17 protein-coding genes are annotated in these 19408 nt (G+C 71.7%); 12 read left to right on the top strand and 5 right to left on the bottom strand.

Features of this window, described 5'->3' with window-relative positions:
- Nucleotides 1–11 precede the first annotated feature (11 nt).
- Genes TPA0908_RS26675 through TPA0908_RS26660 form a run of 4 tightly spaced genes read right to left on the bottom strand, consistent with a single transcriptional unit; the run spans nt 12 to nt 4362 of the window.
- Nucleotides 12–1334, bottom strand: coding sequence for a chorismate-binding protein (locus TPA0908_RS26675; protein WP_281942445.1), 1323 nt, complete (start codon nt 1332–1334; stop codon nt 12–14).
- 7 nt (nt 1335–1341) lie between these two features.
- Nucleotides 1342–2748: a coproporphyrinogen-III oxidase family protein gene (locus TPA0908_RS26670; protein ID WP_281942444.1), complete on the bottom strand. Its 1407-nt coding sequence runs from the start codon at nt 2746–2748 to the stop codon at nt 1342–1344.
- Complete coding sequence (locus TPA0908_RS26665) at nt 2741–3349, bottom strand: anthranilate synthase component II (RefSeq protein ID WP_281942443.1); 609 nt, start codon at nt 3347–3349, stop codon at nt 2741–2743. The genes TPA0908_RS26670 and TPA0908_RS26665 overlap by 8 nt, the downstream gene beginning before the upstream one ends.
- Nucleotides 3346–4362: a RidA family protein gene (locus tag TPA0908_RS26660; RefSeq protein ID WP_281942441.1), complete on the bottom strand. Its 1017-nt coding sequence runs from the start codon at nt 4360–4362 to the stop codon at nt 3346–3348. The genes TPA0908_RS26665 and TPA0908_RS26660 overlap by 4 nt, the downstream gene beginning before the upstream one ends.
- Nucleotides 4363–4855: 493 nt before the next feature.
- On the opposite strand from TPA0908_RS26660, the gene TPA0908_RS26655 reads away from it, so the two are divergent.
- Together TPA0908_RS26655 and TPA0908_RS26650 are read left to right on the top strand one after the other, a co-directional pair.
- The gene (locus tag TPA0908_RS26655) at nt 4856–5821 is read left to right on the top strand and encodes a GNAT family N-acetyltransferase (RefSeq protein WP_281942438.1); all 966 of its coding nucleotides are present in this window, start codon (nt 4856–4858) and stop codon (nt 5819–5821) included.
- The gene (locus TPA0908_RS26650) at nt 5818–7032 is read left to right on the top strand and encodes an MFS transporter (protein ID WP_281942436.1); all 1215 of its coding nucleotides are present in this window, start codon (nt 5818–5820) and stop codon (nt 7030–7032) included. Before TPA0908_RS26655 ends, TPA0908_RS26650 begins: the two co-directional genes overlap by 4 nt.
- Before the next feature lie 3 nt (nt 7033–7035).
- On the opposite strand, the gene TPA0908_RS26645 is transcribed toward TPA0908_RS26650, so the two are convergent.
- A complete protein-coding gene (locus tag TPA0908_RS26645; RefSeq protein ID WP_281942434.1) occupies nt 7036–7527 on the bottom strand; it encodes a YbaK/EbsC family protein in 492 nt (163 codons plus the stop codon).
- Between the two features lie 473 nt (nt 7528–8000).
- Here TPA0908_RS26645 and TPA0908_RS26640 point away from each other — a divergent pair, with 473 nt between their 5' ends.
- From TPA0908_RS26640 to TPA0908_RS26595, 10 genes are read left to right on the top strand one after another with little or no spacing between them, the layout of a single operon-like run.
- Nucleotides 8001–9446 (top strand): coproporphyrinogen-III oxidase family protein, encoded by a 1446-nt coding sequence (locus TPA0908_RS26640; RefSeq protein WP_281942432.1) that lies wholly within the window; start codon nt 8001–8003, stop codon nt 9444–9446.
- Nucleotides 9447–9449: 3 nt separating this feature from the next.
- Nucleotides 9450–10853, top strand: a complete 1404-nt coding sequence (locus tag TPA0908_RS26635) for an amino acid permease (protein ID WP_281942431.1) — start codon at nt 9450–9452, stop codon at nt 10851–10853.
- Nucleotides 10854–10857: 4 nt separating this feature from the next.
- On the top strand, nt 10858–11868 hold the full coding sequence (locus TPA0908_RS26630) for a pyridoxal-phosphate dependent enzyme (protein ID WP_281942429.1): 1011 nt from the start codon (nt 10858–10860) through the stop codon (nt 11866–11868).
- The gene (locus TPA0908_RS26625; protein ID WP_281942427.1) at nt 11865–12785 is read left to right on the top strand and encodes a diiron oxygenase; all 921 of its coding nucleotides are present in this window, start codon (nt 11865–11867) and stop codon (nt 12783–12785) included. Before TPA0908_RS26630 ends, TPA0908_RS26625 begins: the two co-directional genes overlap by 4 nt.
- Entirely contained in the window at nt 12782–13840 is a 1059-nt protein-coding gene (locus TPA0908_RS26620; RefSeq protein WP_281942425.1) for an ornithine cyclodeaminase, read from the top strand. Before TPA0908_RS26625 ends, TPA0908_RS26620 begins: the two co-directional genes overlap by 4 nt.
- Complete coding sequence (locus TPA0908_RS26615) at nt 13837–14763, top strand: ornithine carbamoyltransferase (RefSeq protein WP_281942423.1); 927 nt, start codon at nt 13837–13839, stop codon at nt 14761–14763. Before TPA0908_RS26620 ends, TPA0908_RS26615 begins: the two co-directional genes overlap by 4 nt.
- A gap of 11 nt (nt 14764–14774) precedes the next feature.
- Nucleotides 14775–15020: a hypothetical protein gene (locus tag TPA0908_RS26610; protein ID WP_107155089.1), complete on the top strand. Its 246-nt coding sequence runs from the start codon at nt 14775–14777 to the stop codon at nt 15018–15020.
- Nucleotides 15008–16366, top strand: coding sequence for an ATP-grasp domain-containing protein (locus TPA0908_RS26605; RefSeq protein WP_281942422.1), 1359 nt, complete (start codon nt 15008–15010; stop codon nt 16364–16366). The genes TPA0908_RS26610 and TPA0908_RS26605 overlap by 13 nt, the downstream gene beginning before the upstream one ends.
- Nucleotides 16367–16403: 37 nt before the next feature.
- Nucleotides 16404–18167, top strand: coding sequence for a carbamoyltransferase family protein (locus tag TPA0908_RS26600; protein ID WP_281942419.1), 1764 nt, complete (start codon nt 16404–16406; stop codon nt 18165–18167).
- Nucleotides 18164–19405 carry an MFS transporter gene (locus tag TPA0908_RS26595; RefSeq protein ID WP_281942417.1) on the top strand — a complete coding sequence of 414 codons (1242 nt, stop codon included), beginning with the start codon at nt 18164–18166 and terminating at the stop codon, nt 19403–19405. The genes TPA0908_RS26600 and TPA0908_RS26595 overlap by 4 nt, the downstream gene beginning before the upstream one ends.
- Nucleotides 19406–19408: the final 3 nt, after the last annotated feature.

Genomic DNA, 19408 nt, shown 5'->3' with positions numbered 1-19408 from the left:
AACTCACCCCGCTATCGCAGATACCGCAGCTTGAGTTCCAACTCCGCCAGCTCCTGCGCGACCTCCGAGCCGGCCACCACGCCGCCGCCGCAGCGCAGCAGGACGTCCGGCCCGTCCTGCTCGGCGCAGGTGACGATCGTGTTGGAGGTCAACGCGTCGCCGGCCGCGTCGTAGAGCCCCACCGCGCCGGCGAAGAACCCGCGCGGCTCGCCCTCGATCTCGGCCAGCACCTCCTGGGCGCGCAGCTTGGGCGCGCCGACCACGACCCCGCGCGGGAAACTGGCCAGCAGGACCCGGCCGAGCCCGTGCGCCGGGTCGTACCGGCCGGAGACGTCGCTGGCCAGATACGTGGTGGGTCCGATCACCAACGGTTCGCACAACCGGTCGACCACCACGGTGCCGGGCTCGCAGTACGAGCCGAGGTCGTTGCGTTCGAGGTCGACGAGCATGATGTGCTCGGCGAAGTACTTCGGGTCGCCGCGCAGCAGCGCGCCCCGATCCTGTCGCTCCCGGTCGGTCCGCGCCGCCGGCTGGGTGCCGGCGAAGACCCGGCTGCTCACCCGGCCGTCGCGCGCCAGCACGTGCGGCAGGGAGCAGTTGCCGAACACCGTGGTCCCGGCCAGGTCGAACCAGTAGGAGTAGTCGGCCGTCGCGTACCGGGCGGCGACGTCGGCGTAGTAGCGCGGCAGCGAGGTGCGGGGGCGTACCCGGACCGGCACCGAGAGCACGACCTGGTAGACGTCGCCGGCCAGCAGGTGGTCACGGGTCCGGGCGAGCTGCCCCGCGTACCGGACCGGGTCGATGTCGGCGACGACCTCGGTCAGCGGCGCGGTGAGCGGCGGCGCGGTCCGGGCGATGGTCCGGGCGCAGGCCGCCACCACGTCCGCCCGGTCCTCGGCGGCGCAGCTCAGGGTGCCGGTGGCCGGGTCGTGGACCACCGCGCGCCGCAGCGGCCCGGCGAAGCCGAGCAGCCGCCCGGGGGCCGTGGCCGGTGGCGGACCGCCCGGGATGCCGGCCTCGGCCCGCAGCCGCAGCGACAGGTCGTAGGAGAACGCGAACGCGACGTCGGGGCCCGGGCCGCGCCTCGCCTCGGCCAGCAGGTGGTCGAGCAGGGCGGCGACGTCGCCGTCGAATCGTTCGCCGTCCCGCTCGATCCCGTCGGCCGTGACCCGCCACACGTCCGACAGCGACGCGAACAGGGTGCGCCGCCCCCGCCCGGGCAGGCGGTAGCAGAACAGCGATCCGAACCGCTCCGTCAGCGGCTCGACGAGATCGTGCGGGTCGCCGGCGAAGGAGACGCGGGCGGTCGTGGCGGTGGACGTGGGCGCCGACATCGGCGTCCTAGAGCGTGAAGTTGAAGGCGTTGCTGCCGGCGCCGGTGAGCTGCCCGACGCCGCGCCGGACCGCGTCGCTGACGCCGCTGGAGTAGAACAACCGGGTGTAGCGGTCGCTGAGGTCGGCATAGTCCTCCGTGTACGCGATCCGCCCGTCCTCCACCGTGACGATGCCCAGCGCGGCGAGCGCGTCGAAGACCGGCCGGAACTGCCGAAGCGGCTCGGAGCCCACCGGATAGAACGAGTTGAACCGCGCGACGTCCAGCTCGCGGTGCTTCATCGCCAGCACCAGGTGCCGGCGCAGTGACTCGTCCTCCGAGAGCGGGAAGGCCTTCTCCACCGCCGACCCGCCCGCCTGGATCCGGCGCATGTACTCGCGGAAGGTGAACGCGTTGCCGTACGTGTAGCCGTGCGAGTGGCTGTAGGAGCTGGCGCCGAGCCCGAGGACGTAGCCGTTGTTGCCCCAGTGGTTGTCCTGGTAGTGGAAGATCCAGTTGTCGCGCGGGAAGAGGTTGCGGGAGTACTGCCAGTAGCCGTTCGCCGTCATCCGGCGCTTGGCGTACCGGAACAGGGCGAGACTGCGCCGGAAGAGCTTGGCGTGGTCCTCCTCGCGCAGCGTGGTGTCGTTGATCGCGCCCTTGCGCACCGAGAGCGTGAAGAGGGTGATCTGGGTGGGCATCGGCTCCAGCGCGGTGACGGCGTCCATGGTCCGCTGCATGTTGTCGAACGCCTCGCGCTCGATGCCGGCGATGAGGTCGATGTTGACGTTGGGCACCCCGCTGTCGGCCATGTGGTAGTAGGTGCGCACCACACTGGACGGGGTGTCGGCGCGGCGGGACTTGCGCAGGATCTCCGGGTCGAGCGACTGCACCCCCATGGAGAGACGGTTCGTCCCGTTGGCCGCCATGGTCGCGATGCGGTCCTCGGTGGCCGAGTCCGGCGAGCACTCGTAGGTGATCTCGCGGCACTCGGACAGGTCGAAGCGTCGGATGACCCGCTCGAAGAGGAAGTCGATCTGCTCGGGGTTGAGCCGGCTGGGCGTGCCGCCCCCGATGAACACCGTCTCGATCTTCTTGGTCCGCATCATCGGCAGGTACTGCAGCGCCTCCTTCTCGAGGCAGTGCAGGTAGTCCCAGATGACCTGGGTGTCGTTCTGCACGACCGCCACGCTGTAGTAGCAGAAGCTGCACTTCTGGCGGCAGAACGGAATGTGGATGTAGAGGTTGTGCGAGAACGTGTCGCTGCCGGCCCAGAGCGTGTCCGGGTCCGAGGCGGTGGCGTCCCGCGGCTCCCAGAGGGAGATCGGCGGATAGGTGAACACCAGCCCCGGGATGTGTTCGGCGGCCTCGATGAGCTGGTCGACGACCTCCGACCGGCCGGCGTCTGTCAGATCGAAGATGAATTCCTCAGCCACGGTCGCTCCTCGAACCTGTCACGGACAGGAAGTTCTCGATGATCAGTTGCCCGGCCGGCGTGCCGATCGACTCCGGATGGAACTGGACGCCGTACACCGGCTGCCTGGCGTGCTCGACGGCCATCACGCACTCGTCGTCGTCGGCGCTGGCGACGAGCCTCAGGTCGTCCGGCAGGGTGGCCGGGGCGATCGCCAGGCTGTGGTAGCGCATGGCGGGGAAGCCACTGGGCACCCCGGCGAAGAGCCGGCTGGTTCGGCGCAGCCGGATCGTTGACACGTGGCCGTGCCGCACGGTCGCGAGTCGCGTGGTACGCGCCCCGTAGAACCGGCCGACGGCCTGGTGCCCGAGACAGACGCCCAGCACCGGGATCCGACCGGTGTAGTGGGCGAGGGCGGCGAGACAGACGCCGTAGGAACCGGGATTCTCGACGGAGCCCGGACCGGGCGACAGCACCAGATGGGTGGGGCGCCGCGCGGCGATCTCGGCGAGCTCCGCGGTGTTGCGCAGGACCGTCGGTCGCGCGCCGGCGACCGCCAGGTACTGCACCAGGTTGTAGGTGAACGAGTCGAAGTTGTCCAGCACGACGACGCGGGGGCTCATGCCGGTTCCCGCCGTACGGCCCGGCCCTCGATCTCGAAGCGCAGTTCCGGGCGGCAGACGTCCACGGTGTTCGACAGGTGCGGCAGGGTGAGGCCGGCGTCCGAGCAGTGTGCCTCGAAGGCGCTCCGCGCCTCCGCGTCCTTGCAGTAGACGTAGCAGCTCACCAGGTCCGCCAGGGACAGGTCGGCGCCGGCCAGCAGGTCGGTGAAGCTGGCCATCGCGTAGTCCACGGCGGCCCGCACGTCGTGCTGCGGCAGGGAGACGCCCTGCTTGTCGATGCTGGAGATCCCGGAGACGTGCACCACCTGGCATCCGTTGCGACGCGACCGGTTGGCGCGCACGAAGCGGGGACCGTAGTCGTAGGGCGCGCACTGCAGGTCGGTACCGAACGGCGTCGCCGCCGCCACGCCGTCCCGTGCGACCGCCTCGGCCATCACGGCCACCGCCTGGCCGGGGGGCAGCCCGGCGCCGATGCCGGTGCTCGCCGGGTAGGTGGTGAGTTTCCACCTGTCGAACGTGGCGTCCCGGGCCTTGTTCAGGTCGCCGTAGGTCTCCTCGATATCGGCGAGGAAATACCAGGTCCGGTCGATGTGGTCGGGAGCCATGCCGGCCCGCGACAGCATCTCCTCCAGCCCGCGCAGCGCCGCCAGCGCCTGCTCGAAGGTGGACCCGTCGCGACCGGGCGCGGCGACGTGCACCAGCCGTCGGACCTCGGCCCCGTCCTCGTGGGTGCGGACCAGGCGGGTGCCGGCGTCGAGCGCGACCACCTCCACCTCCGCGCCGGGCAGCGGAACGATCGCGGTGACCTCGATGCCGGGCCGGCCGGTGGCCGGGTACTGGGGACCGGCGGTCAGGGCCCGCAGCGACCGTTCGCCCTCGGGCGCCAGCTCGGCGGCGCCGAAGACCACGACGCGCAGGCACTCGGCGCCCGGCTCCCTCGTGATGTGTTCGACGGCGGCGTCGACCTCGGCCTGGGTGATGACATCCCGGGCCGCCGGCTGGTAGGCCTGCACCTCGTCGTACCGGATTCCGCGGACACGTCGAATGACGATGACGCCCTCCCCGTGGTGACTGTCGCGTTCGGCGGCAGGGCTGGCCGCCAGAACGAGTAATCTGGCTCTGCGAAACCGTGGGGAACGTCGTCGTGTCCCACTCCGGTCAACGCCGCGACGGCTCGCCCATCCTGACACGCGACGGCAGCGGCGTCCACCCGACAGCCGGACAGCAGTTAGTCGTTGATCTATGCAATGGCAGTTTCGCCAGTTCAGCACGCTCGAAGTCGAGGCTCGGGAAAGCCTGCCAGAGTGATCGGCAAACCCCAACCGGTAAGTTCAAAAGCCGCAAAACTGGATGAAACACCCACCGCGCGGGTGCGCGGACCGGAGGGTGGTTTGACATCATGGGCACGGAGCGCGCGGCGGGGGCTCCGTGGAAAGTGTACGGAGAAAGGGTTCTCTGACCATGTGGGAAACGGCCGGGTCGGCTTTCCAGGAAATGTTCTGCAGAATGTACGGCGTTGCCGAGCCGGCGGTGCCGCTGCACAAGATAATTCACTGGTGGGCCGTCACCGCCGATGTCGGAATGCAGGACGACGACTGCAATTCCGGCACGGCTTTCGTGCCGGCCGGACACTTCTACGAGATGCGCATCCCGGCGCCCGGTGACGAACGTCGGAGGACCGATCGGGACCGCGCCCGGCAGGCCGGCGCGGACTGGTTGCTCTACCCGCAGATCCGCACCACCGACGACACCACGGCGCTCGCCCGCGACGGCTTCCTCGATCTGCCCTGGTTCATGGAGGCCCAGTACCAGGTGCGCGCCGGCGTCGACGACGACCTGCGGGCCCAACTGGGCAACTCCCGCTACCGGGACCTGCGCCGGTTGGTGCGCCGCGCGGACGCCGAGTACGACCACCGCGTCCTCGACGGCGCCGGGGCGGCGGCCGACCCCGCGGCGCTCAAGGACTTCGACCGGTTGCACGCGCTCAACCTGGCGAAGTACGGACACCGCTTCAACCACCTGTCGTCCACCGCCCTCGAACTGGTCCTGGACTCGCCGCTGCGCGACCGCATGCGGCTCTTCCTGCGGCAGTCGCGGACCGACGGCGCGACCGTCCAGGCCGTGCTCTGCTTCCTCGACCCGACCGGCACCGAGCTGACCATCCTCGCCCAGGGCATCGACCCGGCCCTGGTGACGCCCGGTCAGAACGTCTACCGCGCGGCGTTCTACGAGATCTTCCGGTGGGGCGAGGGCCAGGGCGTCGGCGTCTTCAGCCTCGGCCGCGGCAACGAGGTCAAGAAGCTCGACGTCGGCGCGAACACCTACCACCTGCTGGCCAACCACATCCACGGGGTGTCCGGCGCCGATCCGGCCGGGTTCGCGCCGATGCGCGCCAAGCTGCGCGACTTCTTCGACCGGGTGATCGGCGAACTCGAGTCCACCGGCGGTGACCGGGTGACCGTGCGACGATGACGGACCTGGTCGAGGAGAGCAGCTCCGCCACCGGGCGGCGCCGGCTGCCGCGTGCCTTCTGGGTGCTCTGGGCGGGCAGCCTGGTGAACCGGCTCGGCTACCTGATCCAACCGTTCCTCGCGCTGTACCTGTCGGGTCAGTGGCGCCTGTCGCCCGGCACGGTCGGCCTGGTGCTGGCGAGCTTCGGCGCCGGGGCCGTGGTGTCCCAGCCGCTCGGTGGCTGGCTGGCGGACCGCTGGGGCGGGCGGCGCACGCTCGTCGCCGGCCTGCTGGCCACCGCGGTGACGGCGATGCTGATCCCCTGGGCCGGCACCCTGCCGGTGCTTGTCGGTGCCGTGGTGCTCTACGGCCTCACCGTGGACCTCTACCGGCCGGCCCTCGCCGCGCTCGTCGTCGCCACGGTCCCCGGCGAGCACCGGGCGCGCGCCTTCGGCCTGATCTTCTGGGCGGTCAACCTGGGCAGCGCGGTGGCCGGACTGGCCGGCGGCCTGATGGCGGCGCGCGGCTTCGTGCTGCTGTTCGCCGTCGACGCCGCGAGCTGCGTGATCTTCGCGCTGGTCGCGGCGCGACTCCTGCCGCCCGACCGGCGGCGGGGCGCCGACGACGGCGGCCGGGGCGGCGCGGCGAGCCCGGGCGCCGACGCCCTGTTGTGGGCGGTGACCGGCACCTTCCTGGTGTTCGCGGTGCTGCTCGTGCAGGCGTACGTGACGATGCCGCTGACCATGCTCGACCAGGGGCTGCCGCCCACCGCGTACGGGCTGGTCATCGCGGTGAACCCGATCGTGATCCTGGTGCTCCAGCCGCTGCTCGCCGGACGGCTGGCCGACTGGCCGAGGCCGACCGTCTACGCCGGCAGCCTGGCCGTCACGGGACTGGGCTTCGGGCTGCTGGCCGCCGCGCGGAACGTGCCCGTCTACGCGTTGGCGGTGCTGATCTGGACTCTCGGGGAGATCGGCGTGGCCACGGTCGGGCCGACAGTGGTGACCGAGCTCGCCCCGCCGGGGTCGGAGGGGCGCTACAGCGGTCTGTTCGGCATGGCGTACGGCGCTTCCAGCCTGGTCGGGCCGCTCACCGGCACCACGGTGCTGGCGGCGGCCGGGCCGACGACGCTCTGGGTGGCCTGCGCCGTGGCCGGCCTCGCGGCGGCTGCCGCGGCCTTCGCGCTGCGCGGCGCGATGGCCCGGCGGACAGCCCTCGCCCGGCCCGGGTGAGCGTCAGTCCGCGGCGCGGGTGATGGGCGCCTCCCGGGGGTTGCGGGCGAGCCGGAGCAGGTCGCGACCGTCGACCTGGAGGGTGCGGTCGTTGCGGCCGCTGCCGCAGTAGACGGGGCCCATGCCCGCGACCGCGACGTCGAAGACGGTGATCACGCCGTCGGCGTCGGTGAGCGGGCTGGCGCCGCCCGGCTCCATGTCGAGCGCGTCGAGCACGGCCGGGTCGGCGGGGCGCAGCCGCGACCGTGAGGTGCCGACGGCTTCCGCGAGCCCTCGGTAGTCGAGCCGGGCCGGCCCGGGCAGCACCGCCAGCACCACGGTGTCCGGTGGGCCCTGGAAGGCCAGGGTCTTCACCGATCGCGTCACCGGGAAGTCGAGCAGCGTCGCCACGTCGTCGCTGGTGCGGATGGCCCGATGCGTGGCCACCGCATAGGTTGCCCCGGCCCGGTCGAGAATGCGCATCGGCGTCGGTACCGCATCGCGGGAATGTGTCATGTCGCCGACACTACCGGTCCGGTGCAAGAGTATCCGGACAATGTCCGACTTGTATGTTCGATGGGGAAGTGTCAGTAGCGCGAGGCAATGCCGACAAAGGATCATGGAAGTTCCGTTGACACCACCCGAGGGGCGGGGGTTAACTATTTCCCGGCCACCAGAGTGAGCCGCGAGGTCTTCGCGGTAACTCGACGCAGCGCTGACACGGGGAGTTCTCGCGCATGAGCCACGCCATTCGGCAGACCTGAGTTATCTGTCAACCTGTTGACGTCGCCCTGTGCTGTCGCCGTGGCGACAGCTTCTTCCTGCTCTTTCGCAGGCACGGCCACCACATCGCGGTGGCGGCCACCGCATGACCGAAGCCGCCACCATGCCGTTCCGCCCGCCCGGGACAACAGGAGGGCCTACCCATGTCCCCATCCTTTCCGCCCTTTTCGGAAATCCGCGCGGAAGCACAGCGCAGCCTGGCCGCGATGCCGGTCGACCAGTTGGCCGACATCGGCATTCTGCAACCGATCGAAAACTATTATCTGGTCGGCACCTACCCGCCGCTCAAGGCAATGGGGGAGATCACCCCGGCCGAGACCTTCACCGGCCTGACCCGGAACGCGAACATCTACCTGCACCTGCCGTTCTGCGAACAGCGCTGCACGTTCTGCCACTTCGCCAAGGAGATCCGGCCGGACTCGCCCCGGGTGACCCGGTACCTCGCCGCGCTGCACCGTGAGCTCGAGATCGTGACCGGCATGCTCCCGCACCGGGTCACCGCGGAAACGGTCTACTTCGGCGGCGGCACCCCGTCCTACCTGTCCGCCGCGCAGATCACGGCGCTCTTCGCCCGGTTGCGGCAGCACATCGACGTCCCGGGCACCGCCGAGATCACCTTCGAGCTGCACCCGTCGGTCATCGACGCCCCCGACTACACAGACCGGCTCGACGCGCTGCGCGACGCCGGGGTGAACCGGTGGGTCTTCGGCGTGCAGTCCATGGACGACCGGGTGCTGCGCAAGCTCAACCGTGGGCATGAGGCGTCCCACGTCTACCGGCTGCTCGACCTGCTGCACGAGCGGGGCCTGGACAACCACTCGGTCGACCTGATCTTCGGGCTGCCGTACCAGACCGAGGAGAACTGGTACACCACGCTGACCAGCCTGATCGGGTACGGCGTCGACAAGTTCAACATCTTCCCGCTGATGTTCAAGCAGGCCGACCCGATCTCGGCGCACTACCGCAACGAGCCGGGGATCTTCCCCGACCTGCGGCAGCGGCTGCGCATGCACTTCATGACCGAGGCGTTGACCCGGCGGCTCGGCTTCCGGCGCGGTCCGCTGTTCTACTACTCGAAGGCGGCCACCCACTCCCGCCAGCAGGAGAACAAGTACGACTCCATCGAGGACACCAACCTGCTGCCGTTCGGCGTCTCCGGGTTCGGCTACGTCGGGAACACGCAGTACTACAACGACTGCACCATGGACGGCTACATGCAGCGGGTCGAGGCGGGTCACCCCTCGGTCTGGCACGGCGTGCACCTGTCGACCGACGAGCGGATGCGCCGGGCGGTCATGTTCAACCTGCGCTCGCGGGGCGTCGGGCGCGACGACTTCCGCAGCCGCTACGGCGTCGACCCCGCCGAGCACTTCGCCGCCGAGTTGGCGCCGTACCGGGAGCACGACCTGATCCGGATCGACGACGACGCCATCCGGCTGACCGACAAGGGCGTACCGGTCGCCGACAGCATCGCGTTGCGTCTGGTGAGCCCGCAGGTCCTGGCCCGGATCCAGGACGCCAACTCGCGGATCGTCGACCTCAAGCGGGATCCGCTCGACAGGTACGACTTCTCGCCGCTGGAACGTGACCCGGTCGGCGCCGGCGTGGCCACCGCCGGCCGTCGCCCCCTGCTGCCGACTGTCGAGCACTAGGCCATGACCGCACAGTCGACCTCCGGTGGCGCATCGCTGCGGCGGGAGCTCTCCGGGCGTCAGTTGAGGATGATCGGCCTCGGCGGCGCGATCGGCACCGGCCTCTTCCTCGGCTCGGGTCAGGCGATCTCGACCGCCGGTCCGGCGGTCACCGTCGCCTACGCCATCGGGGGCGCCGTCGCGGTGACCCTCGCGTACGCGCTCACCCGCATGATCGCCGCGCATCCCGACGCGGGCGGGTTCGGCGGCATGGCCGAGCGCTACCTGGGCCCGGGCCCCGCGTTCGCGCAGCGCTGGTGGTACTGGATCGCCGGGGTCGTCAACATCGGCAGCGAGGCGCTGGCGGTCGGCATCTACCTGAAGCTGTGGTGGCCGGGGTTGCCGCTGTGGGTGCCCGCGGTGCTCTTCGCGACGCTGGTGCTGGTGGTCAACTCGTTCACCGTCGGCGTGTTCGGCGAGTTCGAGTACTGGCTCGCGATGATCAAGGTGATCACGATCGTGGTCTTCGTCGGCCTGGGGGCCGTCGCCATCTTCGTCGGTCTCGGCGGCCGGTCGGCGACCGGCCTGTCGGCCTGGACCGACCACGGCGGGTTCGCGCCGCACGGCGTGGGCGGCATCTGGCTCGCCATGGTGCTGGTGACCTTCAGCTACATGGGCACCGAGGCGCTCGCCGTGGCCGCCGGCGAGGCGCGCGCCGGCGGCCGGGACCTGGTCTCCGCCACCCGCGGTGTGGTGCTGCGGCTGCTGCTGTTCTACGTCCTCGGCACCGCGGTCGTCGTCTCGCTCGTGCCCTGGAACGAGGCGGCGGCCGGTGGTTCGGTGGACGCCAGCCCGTTCGTCCGACTGTTCGACATCGCCGGGGTCCCGGCCGCGGTGCACGTGATGAACGCGGTGGTGCTGACCGCGGCGCTGTCCGCCATGAACACCAACGTCTACGTCGCCAGTCGCACGCTGCACGGACTGGCCGGCAGCGGCCAGGCGCCACGACTGTTCGGCCGGGTCGACAGGCGCGGCGTGCCGCTGCCCGCGCTGCTGGTCTCCGGGGCCGGGCTGCTGCTGGCGGCCCTGCTCGCGGCGGTCGCCCCCGAGCGGGCGTTCCTGGCGCTGATCGGGTTCTCGCTGTCGGGTGCGCTGCTGACCTGGATCCTCATCCTCGCCACCTACCTCGCCTACCGGCGCGCGGAACGTCCGGCGGACCGCGGACTGGCCGTAGCCGTGGTGCTGGCCATGGTCGTGCTGGCCGCGGTGCTCGGGTCCATGGCGTTCAGCGACACGTTCGGCCTGCCGATGCTCAGCGGGGTGCCGTTGCTGGTGGCGGTTCCGGTGGCGTACGCGGTCCACGCCCGGCGCCGTCGGGCGGCCGGAACGCCGGATCCGGACGCCCCCGAGCCGGTCGGGGCACGGTGACCCGATGACCGGTCCCGACCTCGCCGTCCCGACCCCACGGGCCGGACTGATCCCGCTCCTGGTGGGCGACACCCCCGTGGTCTCCGTGCCGGTCACGGCCGGCGGCCGGGAGGGGACGCTGCGGCTCAAACTCGAATCGTTCAACCCGTGCGGATCGATCAAGGACCGCACCGCCGTCGCCCTGTTCGGTTCCGTGGCCGGCCGGGTCGACCCGGTCAGCGGCATCATCGAGTCCACGTCGGGCAACCTCGGGGTGGCCCTGGCCGCGCTGTCGTCCGCCGCGCACGTGCCGTTCACGGCGGTCGTGGACCCGCGCACCCCGGCCTACGCGGTACGCGAGATGCGGCGCTTCGGCGCCTCGGTGGTGGTGGCCACCGACGAGGACGGTCGGGGCGGCTACCTGCTCAGCCGCCTCGCGTTGGTCGACCGGATGCTCGCCGAGCGACCCACCCTGAGCTGGACCAACCAGTACGAGAATCCCGCCAACCCGGCCGCGCACGAGTGGGGCACCGCGCCGGAGCTGGCCCGGCAGGTTCCCGCCGACACCGTCGTCCTGGCCGCCGTCTCCACCGGCGGCACGCTGTCCGGCCTGCGCAGCTACGCCGCTCGCGCCACGAAGTGGACGGTCGTCGGGGTCGACGTGCCGGGCTCGCACGCGGTGGGGCACACCGACGGTCCGCGACTGTTGTCCGGGATCGGCTCCAGCAAGTGCTCCGGCTTCGTCTCGGCGGCCGACGGGCCGGTCGAACGGGTCCGTCCCGCCGAGGCGGTCGCCGCCGCTGTCTGGCTGTTGGAGCAGACCGGCATCGGAGTGGGCGCCAGCTCGGGCGCGCTGGTCGCGGCGGCCCTGCGGCTGATCGAGCGGGACCGGCTGACCGACGTCGTCTGCGTCTGCGCCGACGGCGCCGGCAACTACCTGGACACGGTGTACTCCCCGCACTGGCGGGCGGCGCACGGGTTCGGGACGGATCCGCCGGCTGTCGTCCGCGGTCCGGTGGAATGGAGCACCGCATGAACGCCGATCCGCTGCGGGACTGGTTCGACCGGGCGGGCGTGCGGGTGGATCCGCGCCGGGTGCTGGCCGACGAGATGGACGGCGGCAGGGTGCTCTTCCCGGCCAGGTTGATCCCCTACCTCGACCACGAACTGCTCGACGGCCTGGCCGACGGGGCCCGGACCGCGCTGGTGGCCCGACACGCCTACCACTACTTCGCGTTCACCGCCCACTTCGAGACGAGGGTGGTCAACCGGGCCGCGGAGATGCTCGCGAACGGCCGGGTGGACGCGCCGTTGCGCCGGGACGTACGCCTCGACGCGTTCAAGATCTACTGTGACGAGGCGTACCACGCGCTCTACTCGTTCGACGTGGTGCGGCAGTTGGAGTCCGCGAGCCGGGTCGAGGCGCTGCCGTACGACTTCACCCCGTTCCTGAACCGCCTCGACGACATCTCCTCCGGCGCGATGCCGCACCGTGGGACGCTGCCGCAACTGCTCCAGGTCGTCGTCTTCGAGACGTTGGTGACGACGCTGCTGGCGGAGCTGCCGAACGACCCGGACGTGGTCGGGCTGGTCCGCGAGACGGTTCGCGACCACGCCCGGGACGAGGGGAGGCACCACGTCTTCTTCTCGCACCTGTTCCGCGATGTGTGGTCCGGGCTCGACCCGGCCGCCCGCCGGGAGGCCGCACGCTGTCTGCCCCGGCTGATCGGCCACAGCCTGCGGCCGGACCTGCGGCCCGCCCGGGCCAACCTCGCCGCGGCCGGGCTCACCCCCACGCAGGTCGAGGACGTGGTCCGCGACGTCTACCCACCGGAGTCGGTGCGTCGGACCACGCGCGACCAGGCCGTCCAGTCCGTCCGACTGTTCCGCTCCTGCGGGGTCCTCGACCTGCCCGAGGGGCTCGACGCCTTCCACGAGGAGGGACTCCTGTGACCACCTCCGTCGACCGATGGTTCACGGCCGGGCTGCCCGGGCTCCGCGGGCCGGGCAGTGTCGCGGTGCTGTCCCGCGCCGACGTCCTGCGCTGCCTCGACGCGCTGGACGTGGTGGCGCTGGTCCGGCGTACCCTCGCCGACCACGACGCGGGACGGTGCGTGCTGCCCGGCGAGGCGTACCTGCGCTGGGACAACAGCCGCGGCGCGTACACCCGGTCCATCGGGATGCCCGGCGCGGTGCCGGGCGCCTACGGCATGAAGATCATCAACGCCAGCGTCTCCAATCCGGAGGCCGGACTGGAACGCGCCGGCGGCGTGGGACTCTGCTTCGACCCGGAGACCGCCCGGATAATGGCCGTCGTGGAGGTCGGGATCGTCAGCGCCGTACGCACCGCTGCCGTCTCCGCCCTCGCCGTGGACCTCACCGGACACGCGGACGCGGAGAGCCTGACCGTGCTCGGCTGCGGCGCGCAGGGCGGCACCCACGCGGCCCTTCTCCTGGAGACCCTCCCGCGACTGTCCCGGGTCACCCTCCACGACCACGTCGGCGCCTCGGCCCACGGCCTCGCGCAACGCCTGCGCCGGCTCCGCCCCGAGCTGGACGTACGCGTCACCGCCGAGGCGGCCACCGCCGTCGCGGCCAGCCAGGTGACGATCGCCACGACCACCGCCGACGCGGGCTACCTGCCGCCCGCGTGGATACCCGCCGGCGCCCTGGTGGTCAACGTGTCGCTGGCCGACCTGACCGTCGAGGCGCTGCTCGCCGCCGGCGCCCTCTACGTCGACGACGTCGACCTGGTCGCGGAGAATCCCCGGCGTCCGCTCGGCGCGCTGATGGCGCAGGGTCGGGTCACCCGCCCCGGTTCGGCCACCGGCCGGGCGATCGACGGCACGATCGGCGGCCTGGTCACCGGCCGGCACCGGCTCGTCCGCACGGATTCCTTCACCGTGGTGAACCCCTTCGGGATGGGCGTGCTCGACGTCGCCCTGATCGAGGCGGTGCGTCGCCACGCCGTCCGCACCGGTCTCGGGTCGACGGTGGACCTCGGATGACCGGCCGTCGGGGCAGCCTGATCTCCCTGCGTGACCTCACCGCCGCGCAGCTCACCGACCTGGTCGACGCCGCCGTCCGGGTCGCCGACGACCCGGCCGCGGTGCCGCCGAGCCTGACCGGCGCGGTGGTGGCGACGCTCTTCGAACGCACCTCGACCCGGACCCGCACCGCGTTCAGCGTGGCGGCGCTCCGACTCGGCGCGCAGGTGCTGCCCTACGGGCCGGAGAGCCTCCAGACCAACACCGGCGAGTCCGCCGAGGACACCGCGCGGATCCTCGGGCTGATGCTCGACGGGGTGGTGATCCGCAGCACCCGCAGCGTCGCCGAGCTGGCCCGGATGCGCGACGCCGGGAACCTGCCGCTGATCAACGCGATGGCCCGGGAGGAGCACCCCACCCAGGCGGTGTGCGACCTGGCCACGCTGCGACGGCACCTCGGCCCGCTGGACGGCATCCGGGTGGTGTACGTCGGCGAGGGCAACAACACCGCCTCCGCGCTGGCGCACGCGCTGGCCCGGATCCCGGGCGCCGAGCTGACCCTCTACACCCCGCCGGGCTACGGCCTCGACGCCGCGACCCTGGCCGCGGCGGCAAAGGACGCCGTGGCCGGCGCCCGCGTGCGCCAGACCCACGAACGAGACGACCTGCCGGACGTCGCCGACTGCGTGTACACCACACGGTGGCAGACCACCGGAACCGTCAAGGAGGACCCGCTGTGGCGCCAGACCTTCCGGCCCTTCCACATCGACGAGGCCTTCCTGAACCGCTGGCCGCAGGCGGTGTTCCTGCACGACCTGCCGGCGCACCGAGGGGAGGAGGTGGCCGCGGCCGTCCTCGAGTCGCCGCGGAGCCTGGTGTGGCAGCAGGCCCGGATGAAACTGGACAGCGCGACGGCGGTCCTGCAGACCTGCTGGGGCACCTGAGCCGCCTGACGGTGGCGGTGCACGCCGGGCCGGTCACCGCCGAGCGGGACGCGGTGCTGTGCCTGCTGGAAGCGGTGGAGGTGCTGCTGCCCCTGCTCGGGCCGGCGCCGCGGCGCCCCAGCCGCGAGGACCTGCACACCATCGACGGACAACTGCGGGCCATGCGGACGTCCCTGCGTACCCATCTCTGGCAGACGCCGACCGGCTTCTCCCGGTCGGCCCCCGCGAACAGGAGCGATGACGCATGCAACCAGTGACCCTGCTGGTGTACGGCAAGGGCGGCCCGGCGCTGGAGTACCTGCTGCCGAGGCTGACCAGCCGGGCCATCGTCGACGTGCTGCTGGTCGGCGAGCCCCAGCCCTGGCAACGCGAACTCCTGTTCCGGTTGTGCCGCCGGCTCCACCACGCCCGGCCGGACGCCCCGCTGGCCGACGAGATCGTCGCGCACGCCACGGCCGTACGCGCCGACGCCGTGCTCACCTTCTCCGAGTACTGCGTGGTGCCCACCGCGGCGGCCTGCCGGCGGCTCGGCCTGCCCGGGCCCGGTCCGGGCGCGGCGACCTCCCGCAACAAGCTGCTCATGCGCCGCGCCTGGGCGGCGGCCGGGGTGCCGAACCCGGCGTTCCGCCCGGTCGACTCGCTCGACGACCTGACCGCGGCCTGCGCCGAGCTGGCCGGCCCGGTGATCGTCAAGTCGGTGCTGGGCGCCGGCTCGATCGGGCAGGCCACGATCCAGCCGGGCGACGACGTCGAACCGGTGTGGCGGGAACTCGCGGCGGCCGTCGACGCCGCGAGGAGATCGGGCATGTACGAGCACGGCAGCTCCAGCGGACCCCAATTCCTGGCCGAGGAGGTCATCGAGTCGAGCACGGACGGCTGGTACACCGAGCCCGGCTTCGGCGACTACCTCAGCGTCGAAGGGCTGGTGACCGGCGGCACCTACCACCCACTGGCGATCACCGCGCGGCTGCCCACGATCCCGGTGTACGTGGAGCTGAGCAACCAGGCGCCGTGCGTGCTGGCGCCGGAGCTGCAACAGCGCATCGCGGACGTCGCCCGCCGCGCCGTCGACGCGCTGGACCTGGACACCTGCGCCACCCACACCGAGTTCAAACTGATGGCCGACGGCACGGTGCGGTTGCTGGAGTCGGCGGCCCGCGCCGGCGGTGCGGCGGTCACCCGGGAGCTGCTCGAGGTCTACGGCGTCGACCTCGTCGCGCTCCAGCACGCCGCCGCGCTCGGCGACCGGCCCGAGCTGCCGGGGCGGCTGCTCCTGCCCTCGGACGCCACCTGCGCCGCCGCCTCCCTCTCGGTCATCGCGTCCGACTCGGCGGGCAAGCCCTGGCCCGTCCTGCCGCCGTTCGACCCCGACCGGGTCGACTGGTCGTCGCTCGTGTCGCCCGCCACCAGCGTCGAGCTGGTGCGCGGCCAGTCCCAGGAGCCGGGCAGCCCGATGCCCCGCTACCACCCGAACACCGGCGTGCTGGGCTATGCCGGCCTGCTCTTCCTGCGGACCACCGACCCGCTGACGCTGCGCGACGACGCGGTCCGCATCCTCGACGGCCTCGCCGAAGCGATGGACCGCTGCCGCCCGACGCCCTGACCAGCCCGCACCGCTCCGACACAGGAAATGGAGTCCGATGTCTCTCGTGCTCGGTCTGAACCTCAGTCACGACCGCTCCGCCTGCCTGGTTCGCGACGGCGAGATCGCCGTCGCCGTCGAGGAGGAGCGCCTGGACCGCATCAAGCACTCCGAGGGCTTCCTCGTGCAGGGCCACTTCGAACGCATCACCAAGACCCTGCCGATGAAGGCGATCGCCTACTGCCTCGACGCGGTCGGCGCCGGGATCGACGACGTGGACCTCGTGGTCGGTAACCGACCCCTCGGCGACGGCGCCGTCCACCGCATCCTGCGCGAGCTGCCCATCAAGGACAAGAGCAAGGTCCGCGCGCTGCCGCTGCCCGGCCACCACCGCGCCCACGCCGCCGTCGCCTACCACCCGTCCGGGTACGACGAGGCGGCCGTGCTCGTCGTGGACCAGGCCGGCGCCCGGTTCCCGGACGGCACCATCGAGAAGCACACCCTCTTCCGGGGCGACGGCGACCGGTTGGCGCCGGTGACCGCCTGCCGCTACCCGGCCGACTACTCCGACCTGAGCCTCGGCCTGTTCTACGACTTCTTCACCGCCCGGCTGGGCTTCGTCACCCGGTACGGCACCCCCGACTTCGGGGTGTTCGGCTGCGGAGGCTACCCCGAGGCGGGCAAGACCATGGGGCTGGCGCCCTACGGTCGGCCGCGTCCCGACTGGGGGCACTGGCTGACGCTGGACGGGTTCGACATCCGCTCCGCCCAGAAGGATCTCGAGGACATCTGGCAACGGCTGCTCGCCGAGGAGGGCGCCGACTACGACCCGGCCGACCCGCTGCGCTGGCAGTCGCCGTTCGCGGAGGACGTCGCCCACCACGTGCAGGCCGAGCTGGAGCGGGCGATGCTGCACCTCGCCGGCGTGGCGCACGAGCTGACCGGCTCGGACAACCTCTGCATGGCCGGTGGCGTCATGCTCAACTCGGTCGCCAACGAGCGGGTACGCACCGAGTCGCCGTTCCGTGACCTCTTCATCCCGCCGGCGGCCGGCGACTCGGGCGTCGCGATCGGCGCGGCCCTCTACGGCAGCGTCGAGCTGCTCGGCAACCGGCGTCCCTCGGTGATGCGGACGGCGTCGTTCGGCCGGGCGTACTCCCGGGACGAGGTGCTGGACGCGGTGCGCAGGGTCGCCGACCACACCGGGGTCGAGCTGACCTCGCGGGAGGCCGGCCCCCGTGACGTCGCCGAACTGCTCGCCGCGCACCGGGTCGTGGGGTGGTTCAACGGCGGTTCCGAGATCGGCCCGCGCGCGCTGGGCAACCGCAGCATGCTGGCGGACCCCCGGCACCCCGCGATGCGCGACTACCTGAACAACGTGGTCAAGCACCGGGAGCCGTTCCGCCCGTACGCCCCGTCCGCGCTCGCCGAGCACGCGGGGGAGTGGTTCGACTTCACCGGCGACAGCAACTTCATGCTGCTCGTCCCGCAGGTCGTCGCGGCCCGCCGGGAGAGCGTCCCCAGCATCACACACGTCGACGGCACCGCCCGCCTGCAGACGGTCTCGGCGCACGACAATCCGGCCTACCACGCGGTGATCTCCGCCTTCCACGAGCTGACCGGGGTGCCGATCGTGCTGAACACGTCGTACAACGACGCCGGGGAGCCGATCGTCGAGACACCGCTGCACGCGCTCTGCACCTTCGTCCGCACCGAACTCGACCACCTCTACCTCGACGGCATCCTGGTGTCCAAGGCCGGGCGAGAGCTCGGCGCGTCGCACCCGGCGCGCACCCCGCTGACGGGAGACTTTGCTCGGTGACCCTGCTTCCGGACACCGGTTCCGTGACCCGCCGCGAGCACCACCTGCGGCGGGTCCGCACCGGCTTCGTGCTCAGCCAGGTCTTCTTCGGCCTGGCGACCAGTCTGTTCGACATGTACTACGCCCTGTTCCTGGGGCAGGTGGGAATCCCGCCGGCCGGCGCCGGGCAGGTCTTCTCGGTCGGCTTCACCGTGATGGCGGTGATCGTGCTGCCGCTCAGCGCCTTCACCGACCGGCTCGGCCTGGAACCGATGATGCTGCTCAGCAGCTTCGGTTTCGCCGGCACGATGCTGGCGATCCCGTTCGTCGACAGCCTCTCCGCCCACCTGCTGCTGTTCGGCCTCAACAGCGTCTGCTCCGCCCTGATGCTGGTCAGCGTCAACGCCGTGCTCGCCTCGGCCATCCACGACGAGCAGGAACGCTTCGCGCTGTTCCGTACCGGCTTCGTCGCCTTCCTGACCGCCTCCGCGGTCGGCAACGTGGCCGGCGTGCTGCTCGCCCGCGTCGGCGCGGAGACCGCTGGCTGGTACCGCTTCGACCTGCTGTGTTCCGCCGTCCTGGCGGTGCTGATCGGCGTGGCCCGCATCGCGATGTGGCGCCGCGACGCCGCGCCGGCCGTCGTGCCCGGCGAGCCCCGCCCCCCGGTGCTGCCGGCCCTGCGCGCCAACGCCGGTCACCTCGCCGGCCTGTTCGTCCTCGCCGTCCTCGTCGGCGGCGCCGGTGTTCTCGCCATTCGCTTCATCAACCTGGTGGCCGTCAACTACCTGCACCTGGCCACCGAGTCGCTGGGCTGGCTCCTGGTCGCGGACCGCCTGGCCAGCGTCCTGGGCATCTTCGTCCTGTTTCCCCTGATGAAGCGCGGCGGCGCCCTCCGGGTGGCCGGCTTCGCCATGATCGCGGCGCTGTTCCTGCAGATCCTGAGCGCCACCGCCGGCACGGCCAGCCTCTTCGTGCTCTGGTACCTGCTGCGCCAGGGGGCGCACTACGCCCAGATGCCGGTCCTCGACAACCTCGCCAACAGCCGGGCCGCGCAGGGCACCCGCGCGTTCGTCAACGGGGTGCAGCGGATGGGCATCTTCACCGGCAGCGCCGCGGCCTCCCTCGCCTACGGGACCCTGATGTCCGCCGGCCGATACCGGGGGGCCGTCGTCCTCTCCGGCGTGCTCTCCCTCCTGGCCGGCGTGACGTACCTGGTCCAGTCGCACGTCGGGCTCCGCCGTCGAGGCGCGGATCAGTGAGGC

The sequence above is a fragment of the Micromonospora sp. AKA38 genome (assembly GCF_027925725.1).
GTDB lineage: Bacteria > Actinomycetota > Actinomycetes > Mycobacteriales > Micromonosporaceae > Micromonospora.
The sequence above is the reverse complement of the archived record's forward strand: the minus strand, read 5'-3'. Positions and strand labels throughout refer to the sequence as shown.

Excerpts from the sequence above, each read along its gene's own strand:
- TPA0908_RS26675 (WP_281942445.1), bottom strand. The coding sequence starts at position 1,334 with ATGTCGGCGCCCACGTCCACCGCCACGACCGCCCGCGTCTCCTTCGCC.
- TPA0908_RS26665 (WP_281942443.1), bottom strand. The coding sequence starts at position 3,349 with ATGAGCCCCCGCGTCGTCGTGCTGGACAACTTCGACTCGTTCACCTAC.
- TPA0908_RS26655 (WP_281942438.1), top strand. The coding sequence starts at position 4,856 with ATGTACGGCGTTGCCGAGCCGGCGGTGCCGCTGCACAAGATAATTCAC.
- TPA0908_RS26650 (WP_281942436.1), top strand. The coding sequence starts at position 5,818 with ATGACGGACCTGGTCGAGGAGAGCAGCTCCGCCACCGGGCGGCGCCGG.
- TPA0908_RS26645 (WP_281942434.1), bottom strand. The coding sequence starts at position 7,527 with ATGACACATTCCCGCGATGCGGTACCGACGCCGATGCGCATTCTCGAC.
- TPA0908_RS26640 (WP_281942432.1), top strand. The coding sequence starts at position 8,001 with ATGCCGGTCGACCAGTTGGCCGACATCGGCATTCTGCAACCGATCGAA.
- TPA0908_RS26635 (WP_281942431.1), top strand. The coding sequence starts at position 9,450 with ATGACCGCACAGTCGACCTCCGGTGGCGCATCGCTGCGGCGGGAGCTC.
- TPA0908_RS26630 (WP_281942429.1), top strand. The coding sequence starts at position 10,858 with ATGACCGGTCCCGACCTCGCCGTCCCGACCCCACGGGCCGGACTGATC.
- TPA0908_RS26625 (WP_281942427.1), top strand. The coding sequence starts at position 11,865 with ATGAACGCCGATCCGCTGCGGGACTGGTTCGACCGGGCGGGCGTGCGG.
- TPA0908_RS26615 (WP_281942423.1), top strand. The coding sequence starts at position 13,837 with ATGACCGGCCGTCGGGGCAGCCTGATCTCCCTGCGTGACCTCACCGCC.
- TPA0908_RS26605 (WP_281942422.1), top strand. The coding sequence starts at position 15,008 with ATGCAACCAGTGACCCTGCTGGTGTACGGCAAGGGCGGCCCGGCGCTG.
- TPA0908_RS26600 (WP_281942419.1), top strand. The coding sequence starts at position 16,404 with ATGTCTCTCGTGCTCGGTCTGAACCTCAGTCACGACCGCTCCGCCTGC.